Here is a 21,111-nt window from a genome sequence, read left to right as displayed (position 1 = left end):
GCTCGGGCCCGCGATCCGACATGCTCGGTCATCGCTGGCTGGAGATGACGTGGCGCGACGGCCTGTTCGTCCACTGGCCCGTCGACCCGGACGTCGTCGCCGACCGGCTCCCGGACCGGCTGTCCGTCGCGACGTACGGGGGCGACGCGTACCTCGGGGTCGTCCCGTTCGTGATGTCGGACATCCGACCGCGGGGGGTCCCCGTCGGCCTCTCGTTCCCGGAGCTCAACTTGCGGACGTACGTTGACGGCCCAGCGGGTCCCGGCGTGTACTTCTTCAGCCTCGACGCCACGGACCCGATCGGCGTCGGCGTCGCCCGTCGCCTCTTCGCGCTGCCGTACTATCGGGCCCGGATCGACGTCTACCGAAACCAAGAGGGCGACGCCTGCCGAAACGACGATGACGGCGGCGACGCCCACGCCGAACCCCTCCGGTTCGTCGCGGAGCGGACCCATCGCGGCGCGCCGGCGGCCGCCTTCGACGCGACGTACGCGCCGGTTGGTGAAGCGGCCCCGGCGGAGCCCGGCTCCGTGGAAGCGTTCTTCGTCGAGAACTACCGGTTCTACGCGTACGGTCGTCGCCTCTACCGAGGCGAGATCGAACACGAGCCGTGGTCGTTACGGGACGCGAGGCTCACGGTTCGAACGAACACGCTGTTCGAGGCGAACGGCTTCGACCGTCCCGGCGGCGACCCGATCGTCCACTACGCTGACCCGATCGACGTGAGCGCGGACCGGATCCGACGGATCTGAACCGATCTCCGTCCGTTCGGTGACGGTCTCTCGTCCGAGGACCGAACGCCCGACCGCGGTGCGGTGTCGATGCTTCGGTTGGCCCGCTTAGGGGAACAGCCCGCGGTACTCGTGCGCGCTCGCGGTGCGTTCGAGCGCGAGCGTGTACGCCGCGGTCCGGAGGTCGGGGACGTCGCCGTCATCGTAGCGGGCGATCGTCTCGTCGAACGCCGTGCCGATGCGGCGTTCGAGCTCCGCGTTGACCGTCTCCAGCGGCCACGAGAACTCCTGGGAGTTCTGGACCCACTCCAGGTACGAGACGATGACGCCGCCCGCGTTCGCGAGGATGTCGGGCACGACCGGCACGTCGCGCTCGGTGAGGACCTCGTCGGCGGCGACGGTGGTCGGGCCGTTCGCGGCCTCCACGATCGCCGACGCGCGGAGGTCGTCGACGTTGCCGGCGGTGATGACGCCCTCGACCGCCGCGGGAATGAGGACGTCGACGTCGAGCGACAACAGCTCCGCGTTGGAGATCATGTCCGCTTCGTCCCACCGGTTGCGCTCCGCGCTCGCTCCGCGGAGGTCGCCCTCGGTGTACTCCTCGATGAGGCCGCCGGCGTCGACGTGGGCCGCGAGGGTCCCGACGTCGAGCCCTTCGGGGTCGTAGGCGGCCCCGGTCACGTCGGAGGTGGCGACGATCCGCGCGCCCGCCTCGTCGAGCAGCTGGGCGGCGTTCGACCCGACGTTACCGAACCCTTGGACCGCGACGGTCGCCTGCGAGAGGTCACGTTCGAGGTAGTCGAAGAGCCGCTCGGTGATGATGGAGACGCCGCGACCCGTCGCCTCGACGCGGCCGGGCGTGCCGCCGATCTCCAGCGGCTTCCCGGTAACGACCTTCGGGACGGTGTACCCCTCGTACATCGAGTACGTGTCCATCATCCACGCCATCGTCTGCGGGTTCGTGTTCATGTCGGGCGCGGGGACGTCGGTCTCGGGACCGATCATCCGGCGGATACCCTCCGTGTACCGCCGCGTGAGCCGTTCGAGGTCCCGGTCCGTGAGATCCTTCGGCTCGCAGATCACGCCGCCCTTCGCGCCGCCGTACGGCAGGTTCACGAGGGCGGTCTTCCACGTCATCCATCCGGCGAGCGCCTCGACCTCGCGCTGAGTGACGCTCGGGTGATAGCGCACGCCGCCCTTGAACGGACCGCGCGCGCTGTCGTACTGACAGCGGTACCCCTCGAACACCTCGACGCCGCCGGCCTCGAGCTCGACCGGGAGCGTCACCTTCAGGGTTCGTTCGGGGTGTTTCAGTCGCTCGAAGACGCCGTGGTCGACCTCGGCGAACTCCTCGGCGCGGTCCATCTGTGCCAGCATGTTCTCGAACGGGTCGTCGGTCATGGTCGGCTCGTCTCGGGCCTGTGTGATATCGGTTTCGGCAATACTCGCCATTGCTAGTGAACGTCTGGCATTCGATTCATGCGCGACAGGACCGTCCGAAAACCTCAGAGTCGGGAGCGAGTACGGCCGATCGCCGGCAGCGTGAGGTCGAGCACCGCCGCGAGCGCGTCGGCCGCGCTCAACAGCCACTCGGCCCGCTCGATCCGCGCGTCGAGGTCGCCGGGACCGATCCGGTAGTCGTCGACCAGCTCCTCGACGGTCGCCCCGGCGATCCACTCGTCGAGGATCCGCGCGGTCTTCACCGACTCCAGCCAGCCCTCGAAGTCGTCGGCGTCGCCCATCCCCGTCGTCAGCTCCGCGGCGTGGGTCCGGGCGAATCGATAGATCTCCGCGCGTTCGCGGTTCCCCAGGTACGTGTCGTCCATGTCCGGCGTGTTACACACGATCCCGAGGACGGTCAGGGGCGTCACCGTCTCCATCCCCGCGGCGGTCCGGAGGCCGGCGACGAGCCGCTCGCCGGTTTCGGGGCGCACGTACTGTCTGGACGTCGTGCCGCCGACCGGCGTCGCGAGGAGCCGGTAGTCGTCGACGCTCCCGCCCGTCTCGCGCTCGACCATCCCCATCGCGACGAGGTCGTCGACGGCGGCCGCCACGGCGTCGGCGAGCCCGCCGGCGCCCGTCTCGCGCGCGTAGAACGTCCCCTCGAACAGGTCGAGGATCTCGGCCTCCGTGGCGGCGAACCCGGTCGCGACGGCCGACAGGACGTGGGTTCGCAACGCCCCCGGGTCCGCCAGCTGGGAGTCGACCGCCTCGGGCTCGCCGTGCACGTACCGATCGACGAGCTCCTCGCGCGTGGACGCGTCGCCGACGAGCACCGCCTCGCCGTGCGGGTCCAACCCGGGGCGGCCGGCGCGACCGCACATCTGGTGCACCTCGAGGACCGGAAGCCACTCCGTCCCGGATCCGGTGTAGCGTCGCTGGTCGCGAACGACGACCCGCCGCGCCGGCACGTTGACGCCGGCCGCAAGCGTCGGCGTCGCACAGATGCAGGCGATAGCGCGGGCACGGAACGCCTCCTCCACGACGGCCCGGTGGCCCGCGCGGAGCCCGGCGTGGTGGAACGCGACGCCCGCGCGGAGACCGTCGGCGAGCGCCTGTCCGGTCACCGTCCCGTCGATCCCGGCGACCGTCTCGGCCGCGGCCCCGGCGTCGTCGGCGATCCCCAGCCGCTCCGCCAAGCCCTCCGTTGCGAGCCGGTCGGCGAGCGCCGCCGCCTCCCGCCGGGACCGGACGAACGCGAGACACTGCCCGCCCGCGTCGACGGCGTCACCCACGAGCCCGGCGGTCGCCTCCGTCGCCTCGTCGAGGTCCGGGTCGACCGCGGCAGCGTCGGGGTCGGTGTCGCTCTCGGCACCGACACCGCTCACGGGGATCACGTCCCCGTCGTCGAACCGAACGCTCCCGGACGCGTATACGCCCGTCCGGAGGTCGACCGGCCGCCAGTCGGACTCGACGAGCGTCGCGTCCAGCCAGTCGGCGATCGCGGTCGGGTTGTCGACGGTCGCCGACAGCGCGACGACCTGCACGTCGGGACACCGGCGACGGAGCGTCGCGAGCGTCACTTCGAGGGTCGGTCCCCGGCGTTTCGCGCCGAGCAGGTGCACCTCGTCGACGACGACGCAGGCCAGGTCGTCGACCCACGCCGCCCCGTTGCGGATCGCCGAGTCCACCTTCTCGCTCGTCGCGACGACGACGTCGTTGCCCGCGAGCTCCTCGCCGGTGGCGTCGACGTCCCCCGTCGAGACGCCGACCTCGACCCCCGGCAGCGACGCGAACGTCTCGTACTTCTCGCGGGCGAGCGCGCGGAGCGGGCAGACGTACAGCCCGGGCCCGTCCGCGGTGAGCAGCGCGAGCTCGGCGACGAACGTCTTGCCCGAGGCGGTCGGCATCGCCGCGACCACGTTCGAGCCGTCACAGACGCCCGCCGCGACCGCCTCCGCCTGCGGCGGATACAGCTCGCGGATCCCCTGTGCGGCGAAGTGGTCGACGAACCGATCGGAAAGAGGGAGGTCTTCGACGCGCATTCGACCGTCCGTTCGGCGTGATCGGCCTTAAAAAGTGACGCGGAACGCTCTTGATGCCGGCGGCCCGTTCTCCCCGCATGCGAGTAACCGTCGTCGGAAGCGGCTACGTCGGCACGACGCTCGCGGCGTGTCTCGCGGACGCGGGCCACGACGTGACCGCCGTCGACATCGACCCCGACGTGGTGGCGGCACTGAACGAGGGACGCGCGGCGATCCACGAACCGGGGCTCGACGCGCTCCTCGAGCGACACGTCGGCGGCCGGCTCCGCGCGACGACGTCGTACGACGGGCTCCCGGACACGGACGTCACGTTCCTCGCGATCGGGACGCCCTCGAACGCCGACGGCAGCATCGACCTCGACGGGCTCCTCGCGGCCGCGGAGACGACCGGCGAGGCGCTCTCAGAGCTCGGACCCGACGACCGACACCTCGTCGTCGTCAAGAGCACGATCACGCCGCCGGGCGTCGCCGACGTCCGCGACGCGGTCGCCGCGGGCGCGGGGTCGGCGGCCGACCGCGTCGACTTCGCGACGAACCCCGAGTTCCTCCGTGAGGGGTCCGCTGTCGACGACTTCCGGAACCCGGACAAGGTCGTCTTCGGGACCGACTCCGACTGGGCGACCGAACGACTGGAGGCGCTGTACGCCCCGCTGATCGGGGCCGGCGACGGGGACGACCCCGTCCCGATCGTCCGGACCGACCCCGAGACGGCGATGATGATCAAGTACGCGAACAACGCGTTCCTCGCCGCGAAGATCTCCCTGGCGAACGACCTCGGCAACGCCTGCAAGGCGTTCGGGCTCGACGCCTACGAGGTGATGGACGCCGTCGGCCTCGACGATCGGATCGGCGAGCGGTTCCTCCGCTCGGGGGTCGGCTGGGGCGGTAGCTGCTTCCCGAAGGACGTCGACGCGCTCCGCGCGGCCGCCCGTAGCGCCGGCTACGAGCCGCCGCTGTTGGACGCCACGGTCGCGGTGAACGACCGCCAACCCGAGCGCCTGCTGGCGCTCCTCGACGATCACGTCGACGTCGCCGGCGAGCGGGTGGCCGTCCTCGGGCTCGCGTTCAAGCCCGGCACCGACGACACGCGCAACTCCCGCGCGATCCCCGTTATCGAGGGGCTGCTCGAGCGCGGCGCGACCGTCGTCGGCTACGACCCCGTCGCGACCGCGACCATGCGCGACCGCTTCCCCGACGTCGAGTACGCCGACAGCGCCGCGGCCGCGCTGACGGGTGCCGTCGGCGCGCTCGTCGTCACCGACTGGGACGAGTTCGCCGCCCTCGACGACGCGTTCGACGCCATGGCCGACCCCGTCGTCGTCGACGGCCGCCGGATCGTCGACCGGCGCGAGGGGATCACGTACGAGGGGCTGACGTGGTGAGATCAGGCGGGACGTCGGTCGTTTTCGGGCATAATGACGTCGAAAACGCACCACACCACCGTCCGATCCGTATCCGAACATCACCGACGCCGCAGGTGGCCGATCAGCGGTTCGGGAGATCGAACGGGGCGTTCCGCCGGACCGTCCCCCGAAACGTCGACGAGATCGCGACCAACACGAGGAAGTAGATCGCCGCCCCTGCCGCGACGAGCAGGAGGACGAACGCCTCGTTCACCGCGGCGACCGGTGTCCCCTCGCCGGCCGTCCGTGCGACGTGGATGACCACGCCCATCACGAGGGCGGCGAACGCCTGCCGGGCGATCTCGTCGGTCGGGGCTTCGAACCGGAGGAGGCGACCGAGCGCGACGTACGAGACCGTCAGGCCGAGGGCCGCCGACGCGGCGGTCGCGATCGCCGCCCCGACGAGCCCGTAGCGCCAGATCAGCGCGACGTTCAAGCTCGCGTTGAGCGCGATGAACGCCGCGTTGATCCGGAACGCGATGTCGGGCCGATCGACCGCGTTGAGCGCGTTCAACAGCTGTTTCTGGTACCCGTACAGGAGCACGGCGAGCAACAACAGGCCGAACACCGTCGTCCCCTCGACGAACTCCGGGCCATAAACGGCAAGCAACCGATCGCCGAGAATGACCCCGCCGGCGAGTCCGGGAATGACGAGCAACCCGGCGAACGTAAGTGAATCCTCGATCAACCCGGTCACCGCTTCCAGACCCCGTCGTTCGGCGAGGTGGCTGATCTCCGGGAACAGCGTCGACTGGATCGCCGTCGCGAACAGGTTGAGGAACTTCGCGATGCTCCACGCGGCGAAGTAGATCCCGATGAGCGCCTCACCGACGAAGACGCCCAGCACGAGGATGTCGACGTCGTTGAACGATCGGGACTTGAGACTGCCGAGCCATGAATACCGTGCGTACTCGTAGAGGCTTTGGAAATGCCGTTTCGCAGGACGTGTGAGGGGGATAGAGACGTACGCCGATCCGATGACGCCGATCAGGACCCCGCCGATGGCGTAGCCGAGCAACATGCCGCCGAGCCCGAACCCGGCGAAGACGAGCCCGATCTGGATCACGCTTCGGGATCCGAACTTGATCGGATCGAGCAGCGCCGCGACGTGGACCTTGCGCTCGCCCTCCAGCGTCTTGATCACGACCGTATAAAAGAGCTTGATGAACAGCAGGACCAGGATCACCCAGACCACCGACGCCGCGACGTACCGGTCGAAGGCGCCGATGTACGCCGTCACGAGATCTCCTCCGAGGACGACGAGGGCCGAGGCGACGAACCCGAAGACGAGTACCGACAGGAGTCCGGCCGAGAGGAACGCACCCGGCTCGTCGTCCTCGCTGATCCGCTTGGTCATCGCCGACCCGACGCCCATCGTCCCGCCGAGCTTGAGCCACGTGACGATCGTCAAGACGAGGCCGTAGACACCGAACGCCTCCGCGCCCAGCGTGCGTGCGAAGTACAACGAGGCGAGAAACGCGAGGATCGACCCGAGGAACTTCGAGGAGAACACGACGATAGAAGTTTGACCGATCCGCATCGTACCTCGATTTATATATACTCCGGCATATACCTATTCAAACCGTTGTGCTCCCCGCGCAAAGAGGAGCTACCACGGGAAATCGAAATGGTTCGCTCGCTCCAGAGCTCGGTCGATGTCCGCACCATCAAATTCGGCGGGCTGTACGCCTTTGTCAGTTTACGATCTGTCCTTCCGGATTACTGTACGGACCCGTGGGAGACGATCTGGGTGGATCCGGATCGGATCGAATGGTCACATAAATCGCGACCTGTCCATGGAACCGTCGGATCTGAGATTGGTTTTGATCCGTATCTCGATGTCGGGCGGATCGCCGGCGGTAGCTGGGATCGGGACGTCACAACGAGATTCCAACGGATGCCGAAGTACCGGGGCGTCTCGAAGCATTTCAACGAGGGTGTCCCATGGGAGGAGACGACACTCTTCGACCAATTGACTGATCTGATCGACGAACGAGGATCGTTCGACGGATGCCGAACGCCGGAGGACCTTCGACGTCGATACCGACGTATTGACCGGTTGTACGAGCGCTTACGATCTGGATATCGATCCCGTAAAGAACTGTGTGACCGATTCGATTTTTATTGTATGATCGACGCACCGAAGGTCCATATCGGTCGTGACGGTCGGCTTATCCACGCTGGGGGGAGTGGCTATCATCGGATCGCGCTCGCCAGCGTTCTCGGGCAGAACGTCGAGGTCCATGTGGTCGTACGTCATAAGCAATGGGTTGAGATGCGATCCCGGTTACAAGCGTCCACCACGCGTTCCGAAGTACCCAAGCGATTGCGTTCATACGTCGATCATCCGGATGTTAATACCAAGTGGTAGGTATGCGGCAACGAGGGCAGATTTCGGAGTATCGACCGATCACTATCAGTCGCGACGTTTGCAGGACGCTTAATTGAGCGGATCGTGTTCGTATACCCATGCTGGTGTTCGTGCTGATCGCGGTCGTGACGTTCGTCGTAGCCGCCGTGCCGTACGCGGTCTGTTTGCTCTGTCTTTCAGTGCTGCGCTTGAACCCTCCCGATCCACCGGAGAGTAGCTTCGAGCCCACTGTCAGTGTCGTGCTCCCAAGCCACAACGAGGCGTCGATCATTCGTAGACGGCTGGAGAACATCCGTGATCTCGAGTACCCTCTCGAGAAGTTGGAGGTGGTCGTCGTCGACTCGAGTACCGACGGAACCGCTGACGTCGTGCGATCGTTCTTCGAAGACGTCGACGACCTCTCGCTGGTACTCGTTCGGGAACCTTCCCGACGTGGTGTCGCCGCGGCCGTGAACGAGGCGGTTTCGGCGGCCAGCGGAGAGTTGATACTTCGAACGGACTGTGACTCGCGGTTCGCACCGGACGTGGTTCGCCGGGGAGTACGTCATCTCTCCGACCTGGATGTCGGCGGCGTCACCGGGCGGCAGGCCGAGTTCCTCGCCGGAAGCGAGGTTGAGCGGGATTACCGTGGACTTCTCACCGACTTGCAACTGCTCGAGAACCGTGTGGACTCGGTGTTCATCGTTCACGGTCCGTGCTTCATGTTCCGGCGTGATGCCTTCAAGCCCCTTCCACACGACACGCTCGCCGACGACACCGAGATCGCGGTTCGGCTCCGGCGCACCGGTAGGCGCGTCGCTTTCGATCCGGAAATGCGGTTCGCGGAGGCAGGAACATCAGGGTTCCTTTCCCGACGGAATAGGAAGGACCGCCGTGCGATGGGATTGCTCGACCTCCTCGTTCGGCACCGGGACGCAATCGGCCGATATGGGCTCTACGGTCGGATCGTCCTCCCGCTGAACGCATGGATGATGTGGATCTCGCCGTGGGCGATGGCGCTCGGAACCATCTCGACCGTCCTGTTCGCCCTCTCATTTGGCCCGATCGGCCTGTCCGTTCCTGTTTTCATTGTGATCGGCTTTGCTCTCGGTCAATCCGAACGGTTAGGTCCGCTTCAACCGCTGTATCCGGTCGTAGATTCGATGGTGTCGCTGCTCGTCGCATCGTACAAGCTCCGTCATGAACAGGATGGTGTGTGGGACATCGATCGGTCTTCCCGTGAGGCGTTCGAATGAACATCCTGCAAGTCTCTCCACGATATCCGCCAGCCACTGGGGGGATCGAGCGGCATGTCAAGGAAATAAGCGAGCGACTGGTCGATGCCGGGCATTCGGTCACCGTCGTTACGATGGGCGATACGTGGCGAACCGTCCGAGAACGGGAGAATGGCGTTTCGATCGTTCGTGTCCCCGGCGTCGCGCCAAACAACGACTATCACGTGGCACCAACCGTTGCGCTCGCCATACGTCGCCATCGCCCGGACCTCGTTCACGCCCATGGATACCACTCGTTCCCCCTCCTCTTCGCGGCTGCCGGGGCGATTCGCCATGTCCCGTTTGTGGCGACTCCACATTATTTGGGTCCGGTCTCCGGCCTTCGAGGCATACTTCACGGAGTCTACCGTCCGGTCGGCCGATTCCCGCTTCAATACGCCGACGAGTGTATCGCGGTAAGTGAGTGGGAGCAACGAGCGCTACGGGACAGCTTCGGGGTCGATGCTCGCGTCGTACCGAACGGGATCGACGTCGATCGATACGCCTGTGCGAATCCTCACCCCTCTTCGGAACCCTACATCCTTTCGGCGAGCCGGCTAGTCCAGTCGAAAGGAGTCCAGTACGTCATCGAAGCTCTTGACGAGCTCCCGGAACTGCAGCTGAAGATCACTGGAACGGGGCAATATGAGCGCGAGCTTCGACGGGTGGCCCGGAAAGCGGGGGTTACCTCCCGGGTCGACTTCCTTGGATACGTGTCCGAGGATCGATTGGCGAGCCTCTATGCGGGCGCGATGGTGCATGTAACCCTGTCCGATTTCGAGTGCTACGGACTGACAGTAGGTGAATCGCTCGCTGCCGGAACCCCGGTGGTGGTTCATGACGTGACCGCACTCTCCGAGTGGACGGACCTCTCTGGCTGTCTCGGCGTCCGAGAACGTGACCCGGAGACAGTGGCTGGCGCGATCCACGAGGCCACTGATCTTCGACCCGATCCGACAGAATTGACGACGTGGGACGAGGTAGTCGGGCGGTTGTTGAAGGACGTGTATTCACCTCTCCTTGACGAGGTTCTCTAAGAGATCGTAACAGGTGTTCCACATCGGGGTCCCCCTCTTCATCTCCTCGAGTAGACAGAGGCATCCGAGCGGGATCAGCGCGGAATACCACTCGTGCCCGTCGTAAACGGTCGGTCCGATTCGTTCCGCGTACGAGGTCGCGTACTCGTGTCCGTTACCAGTCTCCGAGACCATCTCCTTCAGGAACGTCATGTCGTTGCGAGCGTAGTACTGTACCAGAAGCGGCCTAATGAGGTCGACCAAGGCGAGGTCTCGACGACGGTTCTCCCAGTCGAGGAAGAACGGTCCGTCGTCGGTGACGAGCACATTTGCTGAATGCAGATCACCATGAACGTCGCACGTGCGCAGCACGGTCGGAAGCGGCTCCTGGTCCACCCATAAGCGAGCCTGTTCCAGGACGGGATCGATCGACGTCTCCAGCTCTGAAAGACGGCGATCGACGACTATGTCCGTCGGCTGGGGTGGGCCGGTCGTTGCCTCGTATAGTGTCAACAGCATCTCGTAGATCCGTACGTACCGTTCGGGTACGTCCTCCGGGTGTCCGGCGGATCGGCCCTCGATGTATCGTTCCGTGAAGTACGGGATCGAGCGGTCGCTTTCGAGGAGGGTGGGAACCGGGAGTGCAGGCGGTAAGTCTCGGCGGGCATCGATCTCGGCACGTACCTCACGCTCCGATCCTCTCGGTAACGTGTGGACGACTGAAGTCGTCCGTTCGACGAGACGCATCCGACTACTCAAGAGAATCTGATCGGGTTGTCGGCTCTCACCAACGGGGAGTCGTGTTCGGCCAACTCGAGGGACGAGCCGAAGGAGGGGTGGAAACCGTGCCGCGGCGTGCAACATCTTCTTCCCGGCTCGCTGGGGGAACGACGCACACCCGATCCGGTCGGCAACCCCAGAGATATCCGTTGAGGTTGGTTTGAAAAAGTATGCGTGTCCCCCGCCGGGATCCAGGGAGACGTACTCAACCTCGCGTATCGGCTCACCGAGGGCGTCGCGATAGAGTGCGATCAGGTACTCGTCTCGCAAAGCCATCACGCACGTCCCGTAACCACACGGTCACATACGTCGTTCGATCTCGAGCGCCGAGGGGGTAGGCATGGTATCGACCGACGAGAAACGGAACGATGGACTGATTCCAGCGGGGTGTGATTTTCACACGATGACCGACACCCGGATCGATCGGATCGAGCGCCGGTTGCGGTGCCGACTCGAGCATACCGAAATAAATGAGAACTCGAGTCTGCAATCTCTCGACGAGCTGCTTCCGATCCTCGTTCAGTTGTACGATCGACGGGGCGGGATCGATGACATGGTCGACTTAGGTTGCGGGAGCGGCGGATTCACACGCGCGCTGGGTGACCTGCTCGAGTGCGACCACATCTACGGTATCGAGACGGACCTCGAGCGTCGACGTTCGGCGAAGGAGCGGGGGGTAGACGTGTACGATATTGATCTCGAGTGTGCTGCCGTTCCGTTCGACGACGGCGAGATAGATCTCGTCATTTCGTTTGGCCTTCTTGAACATCTCACGTGGTATGATAACACGATAAGAGAAACCGCAAGGGTACTCCGGGACGGTGGCCACACTGTCTTTTCGGCTCCGAACCTCGCCGGATGGACGAACAGGCTCTCGCTTCTGCTCGGGAAGCAACCGAGAAACGTCGAATTCTCCACTCAACGAGCTTTCGGCATCCTTCCGTACTACCCGTCAAATAAGCCGCTCAACCATGTCCACGCGCCAACTGTCGGTGCCTTTCGAGATCTACTTAACCACCACGCGATCGATACTCACGCGTGGGTCGGGCTTCACCCGTATCAACGAAATCGTTCGGTAGCGGTCATCGATCGACTCGTATCACGACGGCCCTCGCTCTGTCGACGGTTCGCCGTGCTCGGTCGATATACTACACCAGGCTGAGCTTTCACAACGCTTATGCGTGTTTTGGCTATCGTTCAAATTAATGAGCGAACGCAACGAATCCTCCGACGATGGAGGATCCTCCGTCCTCGACCTCTTCGAGGCCTATTATCATGTTCCTGCGCTGATGGGACTCGTCGCCTTCATGTTCTGGACGCGGATCCGTTCGTACGGTAACTTCGTCGTCGACGGGGACATCTACTTCCGGGGGAACGATCCGTGGTATCACTATCGTGAGACTACGTATCTCCTCGAAAACTACCCGAACACGTTACCTTACGACGTCTGGACCGGATTTCCCTTCGGGAACCACGTGGGGCAGTTCGGAACCCTCTGGGACCATCTCACCGCTCTCGCTATCTTCGCGGCGACCCCGATCACGGGTGGCGGCGAGGAGGGCGCGATGCAGGTTATGTTGCTCATGGCCCCGATCGTCGGGAGTCTTGTCGCGATCCCGACGTACCTGATCGCACGGCGGTTCGTCGACCGGTTCCCGGCGGTGGTCGCGGTGCTCACCCTCGCGCTGTTCTCGGGGACGTTCTTCGGGTACAGCCTCGTGGGATTCAACGACCACCACGCCGGGGAAGTCCTGTTCCAGTCGCTGGCAGTCCTGGGCTTCCTCGTCGCGTTCGCGGTCGCGGAGCGCGAAAAGCCCGTCTGGGAGCTCGTCGTCGATCGTGACTGGGCCGCGCTGCGGACTCCGGTCGGGTACGCCGCGCTCGCGGGCCTCGCGCTCGCCGTCTACATGTGGACGTGGCAGCCCGGCGTGATGATGGTCGGGTTCACCGGGATCTTCCTCGCGATCAAGATAACGAGCGACGTGTTTCACGGACGAAGTCCGGAACCGATCGCTTTCGTCGGTGCGGTGTCGATGGGTGTCGCCGCCCTCCTGATGGTCCTGCCGCTGGAGGAGTTCGCGTTCCGGCCGACCGCCTACTCGCTCGTGCAGGTCGTGCTCCCGCTCGGCGTCGCCATCGGCTGCGTCTTCCTCGCCTTCCTCGCACGGGAGTGGGAATCACGCGACCTCGAAGCGGAGACCTATCCGGCGACGGTCGGCGGGCTGATCCTCGTCTCCGCCGGCGTCGTCTGGCTGGCGCTTCCCTCCCTCTGGTCTACGGTGATTGATAACCTCCTCCGTACCGTCGCGTTCAGCTCCGGCGCGGGCACCCGGACGATCGGCGAGGCGCAACCCCCGCTCATGCAGGCGGACGGCTTCGCGGACTTCGTCATCTCGCAGTACGGGCTGGCGTTCTTCCTCGCGCTCGCGGCGGTCCTCTGGATCCTCGCGCGCCCGCTGGTCCGGAGCGACGACACCAACCACACGCTTTACGTCGTCGCCGCGCTCGCGGTCATCGCCTCCGTCTTCGCCGTCCCCGGCCTCTACGACGCCGTCGGCGGGCTCGTCGGGCTCGACTGGCAGGTCGTCGGCCTGCTGGTCGCGACCGCGTTCCTCGTCGGCGCGACGTTCCTCGCACGGTACGATACCGAGGAGCTCTACTTCGTCGTGTGGGCGGCGTTCATCGGCAGCGCTGCATTCACGCAGCTCCGATTCAACTACTACCTCGCGGTGATCGTCGCGGTCGGCGCGGCGTACTTCCTCCAGCTCGCGCTCGACCGGCTCGACCTGAACCGGTCGCTCGCGGGGCTCCGCGACATCGAGGGATGGCAGGTGATGACGGGTGCGGCCGTCTTCATCGTCCTGCTCGCGCCGCTCGTCTTCATGGCGACGCCGGTGTGGGCGGCCGGGGCCGCGAACGGTCCCGGCGACGTCGTCCAGTGGGACGACAGCCTCCAGTGGATGAACGACGAGACGCCCGTGCCGGGCGAGCTCGAGGGGCACGACAACGCGATGGAGTACTACGGCACCTACGAGCGCCCGGCCGACGACGACTTCGACTACCCCGAGGGCGCGTACGGCGTGCAGTCGTGGTGGGACTACGGCCACTGGATAACGACGCGCGCGGAGCGGATCCCGAACGCCAACCCGTTCCAACAGGGCGCCACGGACGCGGCGAACTACCTGCTCGCGCCCGACGAGGAGCGCGCAGCCGAGGTGCTCGCCCGACAGAGCGACGAGGGCGGGGACACCCGGTACGTGATGATCGACAGCCAGATGGTGTCGCCGAACTCGAAGTTCGGCGCGCCAGTCACCTTCTACGACGACGCCGACGTCGAACAGGAGGACTTCAACCGCCTGATCTACGGGCCGACCGAGGAAGGCGGCCTCCAGGGTGTCACGCAGGTGCAGACCCAGCGCTACTACGAGAGCCAGATGGTACGGCTGTACGAGGGGTACGGGAGCGCGATGGAGCCCGAGCCCGTCGTCGTGAACTGGGACGCCGAGCGCGTGACGAACCCCGAGACCGGCGAGGAGCTCGAGATCGCGACGCTGCCCGCCGACGAGGGCGAGTTCGTCCAGCGGTTCGACGACATGGAGTCCGCGGAGGCGTACGTCGACGAGCAGGGCGGCACCGCCCAGATCGGCGGCGTCGGCGGGCTCCCCGAGGAACGCGTCGAGGCGCTCGAACAGTACCGCCTCGTACACGCCGGTTCCCAGGGACAGGCTCCCGGAGCCGGACAGCTTCAGGCCCTGCAGTCGCTCGGCGTCGATCTGGAGTCCGTGCTGGGAACGAGCCTCCTCGAAGGGTTCGCCGACGACTTCGTGAAGACGTTCGAGCGCGTCCCCGGGACGACCGTCGAGGGGAGCGGCGCGGAGCCGGGTCAGGAGGTCCGTGCGGTCGTCGAGCTGGAGAAGCCGTCCGGCGAGACGTTCGCGTACACGCAGTACGCCGAGGCGGACGCCGACGGCGAGTTCGAGTTCCACCTCCCGTACTCGACGTCGGACTACGACGACTTCGGCCCCGAGGAGGGGTACACGAACACGAGCGTGCGGGCCACGGGCGCGTACGAGGTCGCGACCGAGCCGACGGTCGACGACGAGCAGTTCGTCACCGAGGGGTACGGCGAGGTCGACGTCACCGAGGGACAGGTGATCGGCGAGGACGAGTCGACGCCGACCGTCGAGTTGGAAGAGCGGCTTCTCGACTGTCCGTCCGGAAACCCCGACTGCCCGCTCGACGACGAGGAGGCGAACGGTGACGGGGCGAACGACGACGACGGGGCGAACGACGGTGAGGAAACGACCGACGAGACCGGCTCGCTCGTCGCCCCCGACGGGGTCGTGACGGAGCCGATCGCGTAACGCGATGGTGGACGTTCGGGCGTGGGTGGCGGTGTATTTCAAGGGGTTAGCGATGGGGAGTGCCGACGCGGTCCCGGGCGTCTCCGGCGGGACCATCGCGCTGATCGTCGGGATATACGAGCGACTGATCGCCGCGCTGACCGCGATCGACCCCGACCGAATCCGGCGCGTGCTCGGCGGCGTTCGCCCCGCGAACCTCCCCGACGCCCGGGCCGCCTTCCTGGAGGCCGACGGACCGTTCCTCCTCGTGTTGGGCATGGGGATCGCGACCGCGGTCGTCGCCGTCTTGAGCGCGGTCAACGTCCTGTTGACGGTCGCGCCCGTCGCCACCTTCGGTTTCTTCTTCGGGCTGATCGCCGCGTCGGCGGTCGTGTTGTTCGGCGCGGTCGACCTGGGGACGCCCGGTCGGAAGGCCGCCGCGGTGGCCGGCTTCCTCGCGGCGTTTCTCACGTCCGGGTACGCCTCGACGGCGCTCGGCAACGAGCTGCCGGTGGTGTTCCTCGCGGGCGCGGTCGCGGTGAGCGCGATGATCCTCCCCGGGATCTCGGGGTCGCTCCTGCTCATCATCCTCGGGCAGTACGACCACATGTCGGGCGCGCTCCGGACGTTCATCGACGGGCTGGCCGCGTCGGCGACGGGGTCGGGAACGGGGCCGGCCGTCGAGGCCGCGCCGCCGGTCGTGGTCTTCATGGCGGGGGCGGTCGTCGGGCTGTTCACGGTCGCACACGTGGTGCGGCGCGCGCTCGACGCCTACCGGATGGCGACGCTGGCGTTCCTCGTGAGCCTCATCGTCGGCGCGCTGCGGGCCCCGGTGGTCGAGGTGTCGCTCCGGCTCGCCGAGCGCGGGGAGACGTGGGGAGCGGCGTGGCCGACGTTCGCGGTCGCGGCCGTCGGCGGCGCGGCCGCCGTCATCGCGCTGAACCGCTACACGGCGGCGATCGAGTACTGACCGTCATCGACGGTCGCTGAGGGGTGCCGACGGTGGCCGTCTCCGGCTGTCGTCGCCGACCGCCGACCGCGGACCGGCCGCTACGCGGGTCAGTGCTATTCGCGCGGGACGGCGATGTTGTGGACCTGGCCCTCACACATCGGACAGGTCCCGAGCCGCTCCGCGGACGACTCGCGGTAGGAACACTCCAGACACTCGTAGTACCCGACCGACGGGCTGTACGGGTCGATCGACGTCAGATTCTTCGTCATGCGCCACCATAGCACACCGTCGGGGATAAGCCGTTTCCTTAGTGTGTGTATTGTATATAAGGATCTTACTAGCGGATGTGTGTGATTTCGTCGGTGAATAGTGATCGGACATCGATCTTCAAGGCGCGTCGGTTACGGGGACGCGCTCTCCGTCGCGTCGGCGCCGTGTCGGCGCTCCGCTCCGCGATCGACCGGCGGGTCAGCGGCGAATGGCCGGCGGGCAGTCGGCGGGTCGACGGCGTCACCCTTTTTAACTCGCTCGCTCTCCTGAGGGTATGAGCGTCACTATCACCCCACCGACGGAGCGAACCTGCGAGGACTGCGGCCGAACGGAACGGTGGGTCGCCGACGCCGAGGGGTGGCAGATCGTCGACGAGCCGGGCAACGTGTTCTGTATCCACGAGTGGGACGTCAACGGGACGTTCGTGCCGTTCAAGCAGTAGCGTGTCTCTCGGAGGTTTTTAAGCGATCGTCGACGGCTGAACGCTCTCGGCTGGCTTACGTAGCGACGTCCCGGATCGTTTCAGCGCACCGACCTGTGGCGGTTCCGTCGGAGTTCGACCTCGACGATCGGACTCACGCGTCGACACCTCCGCAGTCAGCGTCGATGCTGCTTCTCGGACGGGAGTTTCAAGCCCCTGTGTTGTCTCAGCGTGCACGGGTTGCGTGCTCTCTCACGGAACCCCACACGGGCCGGCTGTTGGCGCAGCGCGGCCCGCGTCCTTTTCAGGCCCGACGCGTCGTCGATGACGGCCGAGTGGGTCCGTGACTGACACGCGTGGTGTGAGTGGATCGACGAGCATCGGTGAGCGTCGGGCTGTCGACTTATTATGAAAACCGGATGCCTGCGATGAGCCGACGGACCTAACGTGTTGAAATCGAGAGTAGGGACGGATTTCATTTATAAGCAAATTTGACGCACGTACCGCCGTCTATGGGTTATGAATCGTGCGACGATAGAATGGGGCCGGAGGGATTTGAACCCCCGATCGACTGATATCTCCGGTGCGCCTCGGAACTCCAGAGGGTCGTCAACACGAACGATGATCAGTCGTCCGCTCGGTATATCAGTCTGGAGCGTCGTCCCGGGCGCGGGCCTCTGGAGTCAGTCGCCATGCCTGGCTTGGCCACAGCCCCGCGTTCCTGCGCTCGTTCGTTGTCGGAACACGACTAAAGGGGTTTCGATCCGCGACGATCGACTGACGCGGCGGGCGTCGGCGGGTCGTGGACGAGGCGTCGACGGTTCGCGACCTGTGACGGTCACTCGCGGTCGTCGTCGCTCCAGTCGCATTCCTGGCACTTGTAGCCGGTGACGAACTCCGTCACGCTCGGCATGTAGCCGACGGCGATGACGTCGCCGCCGCAGTCCGGACACGAACGGTCCGCGTCGACGATGTCTTCGGCCTCGAGGATCGACGACCCTTCGACCAGCTCCGCGAGTTTCTCGGGCGTCACCATCCGCCCCTGCACGACGCGATTTGACATACGTGCCGTACGCGACGCCGACACCTAAAGGCCGGCGACACGCGACCGGCACGGACGCGGGGACTGGACGGTGTCCTGCCGCACCGTGTCGTGTTACAGCCAGGGGGCCCGCGAGTCGTCCTCCGAGAACGGGTCGGAGCCGTCGTCGCCCCCGGATCCGGGAACGATCCCCCCGTCATCCGAGTCATCCGAGTCGTCCGAGTCGTCCGAATCGTCCGAATCGTCCGAATCGACCGCGTCGGTATCACCGCCGGCATCGGCGACACTGCTCCCGCCGCCTGCATCGTTCGCGCCATCCCCGTCGCGTACGTCCTGGGGGATCTCAGGATCGTCGCCGGCGGCCGCGTCGGCTCCCGAAACGTTCTCTCCGCCGTCACCGGCTACGGGGTCGACGCGATCCGCGTCGGCGGCGCTGTCACCGCCGACCGCGCCGATCCCCTCGGCGTTCGGGTCGTACGCGAACAGCGCGGTGACGCCGAGGACGGCCAGCGCGATCGGGGCGTCCGTCTGCATGACGCCGACGGGGCGCAACAGGATCGGGAGCGCGAGCACGCCGAGTGCGACCGCCGACCCGAACCGGAACCGGTCGATGTCCACGCGCCCTTTGAGCTGTGGCGACAGCAGCGCGACGGAGAGCGCGAACGCGACGCCGATGGTCGCGGCGGCGGTGCCCGGGAGGACGTACTCCGTCGAGGTTTCGATGGCGATGTTCGAGGGGTCGAAGCTCGCGATCAGCCCGAGCCCGATGATGACCGCGGGACTGGGCAGGTACTCGCCGATCTCCGAACTCGCCGTCTTGGCGGCGATCGCGAGGATGACGAGCCCGGCGAACCGCTCGAAGATCTCGAGGTTCAAGAAGCCCTCCAGCGTCGGCGCGAGCGCCGCCTCGACGGCCGCCACCGGGATGATGACCGCGCCGATGAGCAGCACCGAGATCGCCATCTCCTTGCGGGTGCCCTCCATCTCTGCGAGGATCACCGCCATCATCGCCGACCCGCCGAAGATCAGGATCCCCGTCTCGACGATCCCCGCCGGCGACGCCAGCACGCCGGCGACGACGAGCGCGGGGAAGATCCCGTCGATCAGCGGCAGCGCCATGACGGTCGCGAGGAGCTTCGTCGCGCCGCCGACCTGTCGCTCGAGCCGTAACGCGATCGGGTGTTGTGAGACGCTCATTCAGGGTCGATGGCCCTGACCGACGGGTACACGGCGGGAAGCGGGCGACCCACGATAGCCGCGGTGGCGGCGTGCGGAGTCGGATCCGGATCGGGTCCGACGAGTCCGTGTGACGGGGGTGCGCGTATTGCCGGGTGTAAAGGGCGTGCCGAACTCGAGGGTCGGCTGACCGGCAATGCGCACGTCGCTGGGACTGTCGGAGTCCATACACACCGTTCGGTCCCGATCGCTGTTAAAGTTTGTGTGAGGGTTGTCCGCACGACACAGTAGTATCGCACCTCGGTTTATATGTGGTGTCGTGGATACGACGGCGATATCAACAATTGGTCGAATATTCATCGCCATTACACCGTCGAACGATGTTCTACACGAACGATCAGTCTCGTTGCGGCGGCCGCTTCGTGTCGCCCGATCGGACCGGTCGATGTCGGGATCTCGTCCGGTCGTCTGGTCGTCCGGTCGTCCGGTCGTCCAGCCGTCCGGTCACCCCGCCCGGTACGGGGTCCTCGTCGGCTCGATCAGTGCAGAGGAACCGCCGGGACCGATCATCAAGGTTCAATGCGGGCGAGCGAGTGAACCGTGTATGAGCGACCAACAGCTCCGAAAGGAGGCGCACGACCTCGACGTCACCGTCTGGGTCGGCAAGGCGGGTATCGACGCGGTCGTCGACGAGCTTGACGACCAGCTGGACGACCGGAAGCTCGTCAAGGTCAAGTTCCTGCGGGCGGCCCGTGGCGGGACCTCGACCGACGACCTCGCCGCGGAGCTGGCCGAGGCGGTCGGCGCTGACCTCGTCGAGACGCGCGGGAACACGGCCGTCCTCCACTGATGGCGGCGGGGCCGCTTCAGGCGGTGATCGCCCCGACCCGGGAGACGACCGCCCCGATGCAGGAAGCGACCGTTCCGGCGCAGGTCGCGCCGATCCGTGACTTCCTGGAGCCGTTCTTGGGGCCTGCCTCCGGGATCGTCGTCTCCGCGGCGATCTTCGTCGTCGTGCTCTTCGCGGTGTACGTGCTGAACAAGTCGGTCCTCAACCCGCTGGTCGAGCGACTGCTGGACCGACAGGGGCTCGAACCGCACGCGCGACGGCCGTTGAACAAGATCGCGACGTTCGTCGTTCTGTTCGCCGGCGTCACCGTCGCGTTCGGGGCGGCCGGCTACGACGACTTCCTGCAGTCGCTGGCGACGATCGCCGCGGCGGCGACGCTCGCGGTCGGGTTCGCCTTACAGGACGTGATCCGGAACTTCGTCGCCGGGATCTTCATCTACACGGACAAGCCGTTCAAGATCGGCGACTGGATCGAGTGGGACGACAACTCCGGCGTCGTCGAGGACATCTCGTTCCGCGTGACGCGCGTGCGGACGTTCGACAACGAGCTGCTCACCGTGCCGAACCACGCGCTCACCAGCGGGGTCGTGAAGAACCCGGTCGCGAAGAAGACGCTGCGGCTCAAGTTCGTCTTCGGGATCGATTACGAGGACGACATCGACCGGGCCACGGAGATCATCGTCGAGGAGGCCGACGCACACGAGGGGATCCTCGACGACCCGGCCCCCTCCGTCCGACTGAACGAGCTCGCCGACTCGTACATCGGCCTCCAGTCGCGCATCTGGATCGACAACCCCTCGCGCTCGGACTTCGTGAAGATCCGCGCCGACTACGTCCAGTCGGTCAAAGAGCGGTTCGACGAGGCGGACATCACGATCCCGTTCCCGCAGCGGACCGTCTCGGGCCGCGACGCCTGGGAGGAGCCGACCGCGTTCGGCGGACAGCCCTAATCAGGACGCGGTCGGACGATCCGCTACGCGATCGAAACGAGGCCGGCGCAGTGCGTTTTTCCGCCGCA

Annotated in this window: 18 protein-coding genes and 1 tRNA gene; 10 read left to right on the top strand and 9 right to left on the bottom strand. The window is 66.1% G+C overall.

Annotated features, from left to right (window positions below):
• The first annotated feature begins 20 nt into the window (after positions 1-20).
• Positions 21-752 carry a YqjF family protein gene (locus tag GRS48_RS09175; RefSeq protein WP_159485759.1) on the top strand — a complete coding sequence of 244 codons (732 nt, stop codon included), beginning with the start codon at positions 21-23 and terminating at the stop codon, positions 750-752.
• Positions 753-839: 87 nt separating this feature from the next.
• Here GRS48_RS09175 and GRS48_RS09170 read toward each other — a convergent pair whose 3' ends face one another.
• Both GRS48_RS09170 and GRS48_RS09165 read right to left on the bottom strand, forming a co-directional pair.
• Entirely contained in the window at positions 840-2,132 is a 1,293-nt protein-coding gene (locus GRS48_RS09170; RefSeq protein WP_159485757.1) for a Glu/Leu/Phe/Val dehydrogenase, read from the bottom strand.
• Between the two features lie 104 nt (positions 2,133-2,236).
• Positions 2,237-4,216, bottom strand: coding sequence for a DEAD/DEAH box helicase (locus tag GRS48_RS09165; protein WP_159485755.1), 1,980 nt, complete (start codon positions 4,214-4,216; stop codon positions 2,237-2,239).
• 77 nt (positions 4,217-4,293) lie between these two features.
• On the opposite strand from GRS48_RS09165, the gene aglM reads away from it, so the two are divergent.
• Positions 4,294-5,598, top strand: coding sequence for a UDP-glucose 6-dehydrogenase AglM (gene aglM, locus GRS48_RS09160; protein WP_235028042.1), 1,305 nt, complete (start codon positions 4,294-4,296; stop codon positions 5,596-5,598).
• 103 nt (positions 5,599-5,701) lie between these two features.
• Here the strand turns inward: aglM and GRS48_RS09155 are convergent, their stop codons facing one another.
• Complete coding sequence (locus GRS48_RS09155) at positions 5,702-7,159, bottom strand: oligosaccharide flippase family protein (protein WP_159485751.1); 1,458 nt, start codon at positions 7,157-7,159, stop codon at positions 5,702-5,704.
• 531 nt (positions 7,160-7,690) lie between these two features.
• Positions 7,691-7,879, bottom strand: a complete 189-nt coding sequence (locus tag GRS48_RS09150) for a hypothetical protein (RefSeq protein ID WP_159485749.1) — start codon at positions 7,877-7,879, stop codon at positions 7,691-7,693.
• Between the two features lie 209 nt (positions 7,880-8,088).
• Here GRS48_RS09150 and GRS48_RS09145 point away from each other — a divergent pair, with 209 nt between their 5' ends.
• Together GRS48_RS09145 and GRS48_RS09140 are read left to right on the top strand one after the other, a co-directional pair.
• A complete protein-coding gene (locus GRS48_RS09145) occupies positions 8,089-9,225 on the top strand; it encodes a glycosyltransferase (protein ID WP_159485747.1) in 1,137 nt (378 codons plus the stop codon).
• Entirely contained in the window at positions 9,222-10,280 is a 1,059-nt protein-coding gene (locus GRS48_RS09140; RefSeq protein ID WP_159485745.1) for a glycosyltransferase family 4 protein, read from the top strand. Before GRS48_RS09145 ends, GRS48_RS09140 begins: the two co-directional genes overlap by 4 nt.
• On the opposite strand, the gene GRS48_RS09135 is transcribed toward GRS48_RS09140, so the two are convergent.
• On the bottom strand, positions 10,254-11,315 hold the full coding sequence (locus GRS48_RS09135) for a phosphotransferase (RefSeq protein WP_159485743.1): 1,062 nt from the start codon (positions 11,313-11,315) through the stop codon (positions 10,254-10,256). The two genes, GRS48_RS09140 and GRS48_RS09135, sit on opposite strands and share 27 nt — an antisense overlap.
• 64 nt (positions 11,316-11,379) lie before the next feature.
• Between GRS48_RS09135 and GRS48_RS09130 the strand changes: the two genes are divergently transcribed.
• Genes GRS48_RS09130 through GRS48_RS09120 form a run of 3 tightly spaced genes read left to right on the top strand, consistent with a single transcriptional unit; the run spans position 11,380 to position 16,352 of the window.
• Positions 11,380-12,201 (top strand): class I SAM-dependent methyltransferase, encoded by an 822-nt coding sequence (locus GRS48_RS09130; RefSeq protein ID WP_159485741.1) that lies wholly within the window; start codon positions 11,380-11,382, stop codon positions 12,199-12,201.
• Between the two features lie 43 nt (positions 12,202-12,244).
• Entirely contained in the window at positions 12,245-15,403 is a 3,159-nt protein-coding gene (locus GRS48_RS09125) for an oligosaccharyl transferase, archaeosortase A system-associated (RefSeq protein WP_159485739.1), read from the top strand.
• A gap of 4 nt (positions 15,404-15,407) precedes the next feature.
• The gene (locus GRS48_RS09120; RefSeq protein WP_159485737.1) at positions 15,408-16,352 is read left to right on the top strand and encodes a DUF368 domain-containing protein; all 945 of its coding nucleotides are present in this window, start codon (positions 15,408-15,410) and stop codon (positions 16,350-16,352) included.
• 95 nt (positions 16,353-16,447) lie between these two features.
• Here the strand turns inward: GRS48_RS09120 and GRS48_RS09115 are convergent, their stop codons facing one another.
• Complete coding sequence (locus GRS48_RS09115; RefSeq protein WP_200840243.1) at positions 16,448-16,603, bottom strand: rubrerythrin-like domain-containing protein; 156 nt, start codon at positions 16,601-16,603, stop codon at positions 16,448-16,450.
• A gap of 275 nt (positions 16,604-16,878) precedes the next feature.
• Here GRS48_RS09115 and GRS48_RS15070 point away from each other — a divergent pair, with 275 nt between their 5' ends.
• Positions 16,879-17,046, top strand: a complete 168-nt coding sequence (locus GRS48_RS15070; protein ID WP_200840242.1) for an HEWD family protein — start codon at positions 16,879-16,881, stop codon at positions 17,044-17,046.
• A 519-nt stretch (positions 17,047-17,565) separates the two neighbouring features.
• Here the strand turns inward: GRS48_RS15070 and GRS48_RS09110 are convergent.
• The 3 genes from GRS48_RS09110 to GRS48_RS09100 all read right to left on the bottom strand — a co-directional run bounded on the left by GRS48_RS09110 (position 17,566) and on the right by GRS48_RS09100 (position 19,264).
• A tRNA-Trp gene (locus GRS48_RS09110) sits at positions 17,566-17,740 on the bottom strand.
• 123 nt (positions 17,741-17,863) lie between these two features.
• A complete protein-coding gene (locus GRS48_RS09105) occupies positions 17,864-18,088 on the bottom strand; it encodes a DUF5795 family protein (protein WP_159485735.1) in 225 nt (74 codons plus the stop codon).
• 93 nt (positions 18,089-18,181) lie between these two features.
• Positions 18,182-19,264 (bottom strand): DUF5794 domain-containing protein, encoded by a 1,083-nt coding sequence (locus GRS48_RS09100; protein ID WP_159485733.1) that lies wholly within the window; start codon positions 19,262-19,264, stop codon positions 18,182-18,184.
• Positions 19,265-19,847: 583 nt separating this feature from the next.
• Here GRS48_RS09100 and GRS48_RS09095 point away from each other — a divergent pair.
• Positions 19,848-20,093 carry a YhbY family RNA-binding protein gene (locus GRS48_RS09095; protein ID WP_159485731.1) on the top strand — a complete coding sequence of 82 codons (246 nt, stop codon included), beginning with the start codon at positions 19,848-19,850 and terminating at the stop codon, positions 20,091-20,093.
• A 56-nt stretch (positions 20,094-20,149) separates the two neighbouring features.
• Positions 20,150-21,043 carry a mechanosensitive ion channel family protein gene (locus GRS48_RS09090; protein WP_159486415.1) on the top strand — a complete coding sequence of 298 codons (894 nt, stop codon included), beginning with the start codon at positions 20,150-20,152 and terminating at the stop codon, positions 21,041-21,043.
• Positions 21,044-21,111: the final 68 nt, after the last annotated feature.

The organism is Halorubrum sp. JWXQ-INN 858 (assembly GCF_009806985.1).
Classification (GTDB): Archaea; Halobacteriota; Halobacteria; order Halobacteriales; family Haloferacaceae; genus Halorubrum.
Note: the sequence above shows the minus strand (reverse complement) of the source record. Positions and strands in the feature narration are given on the sequence as shown.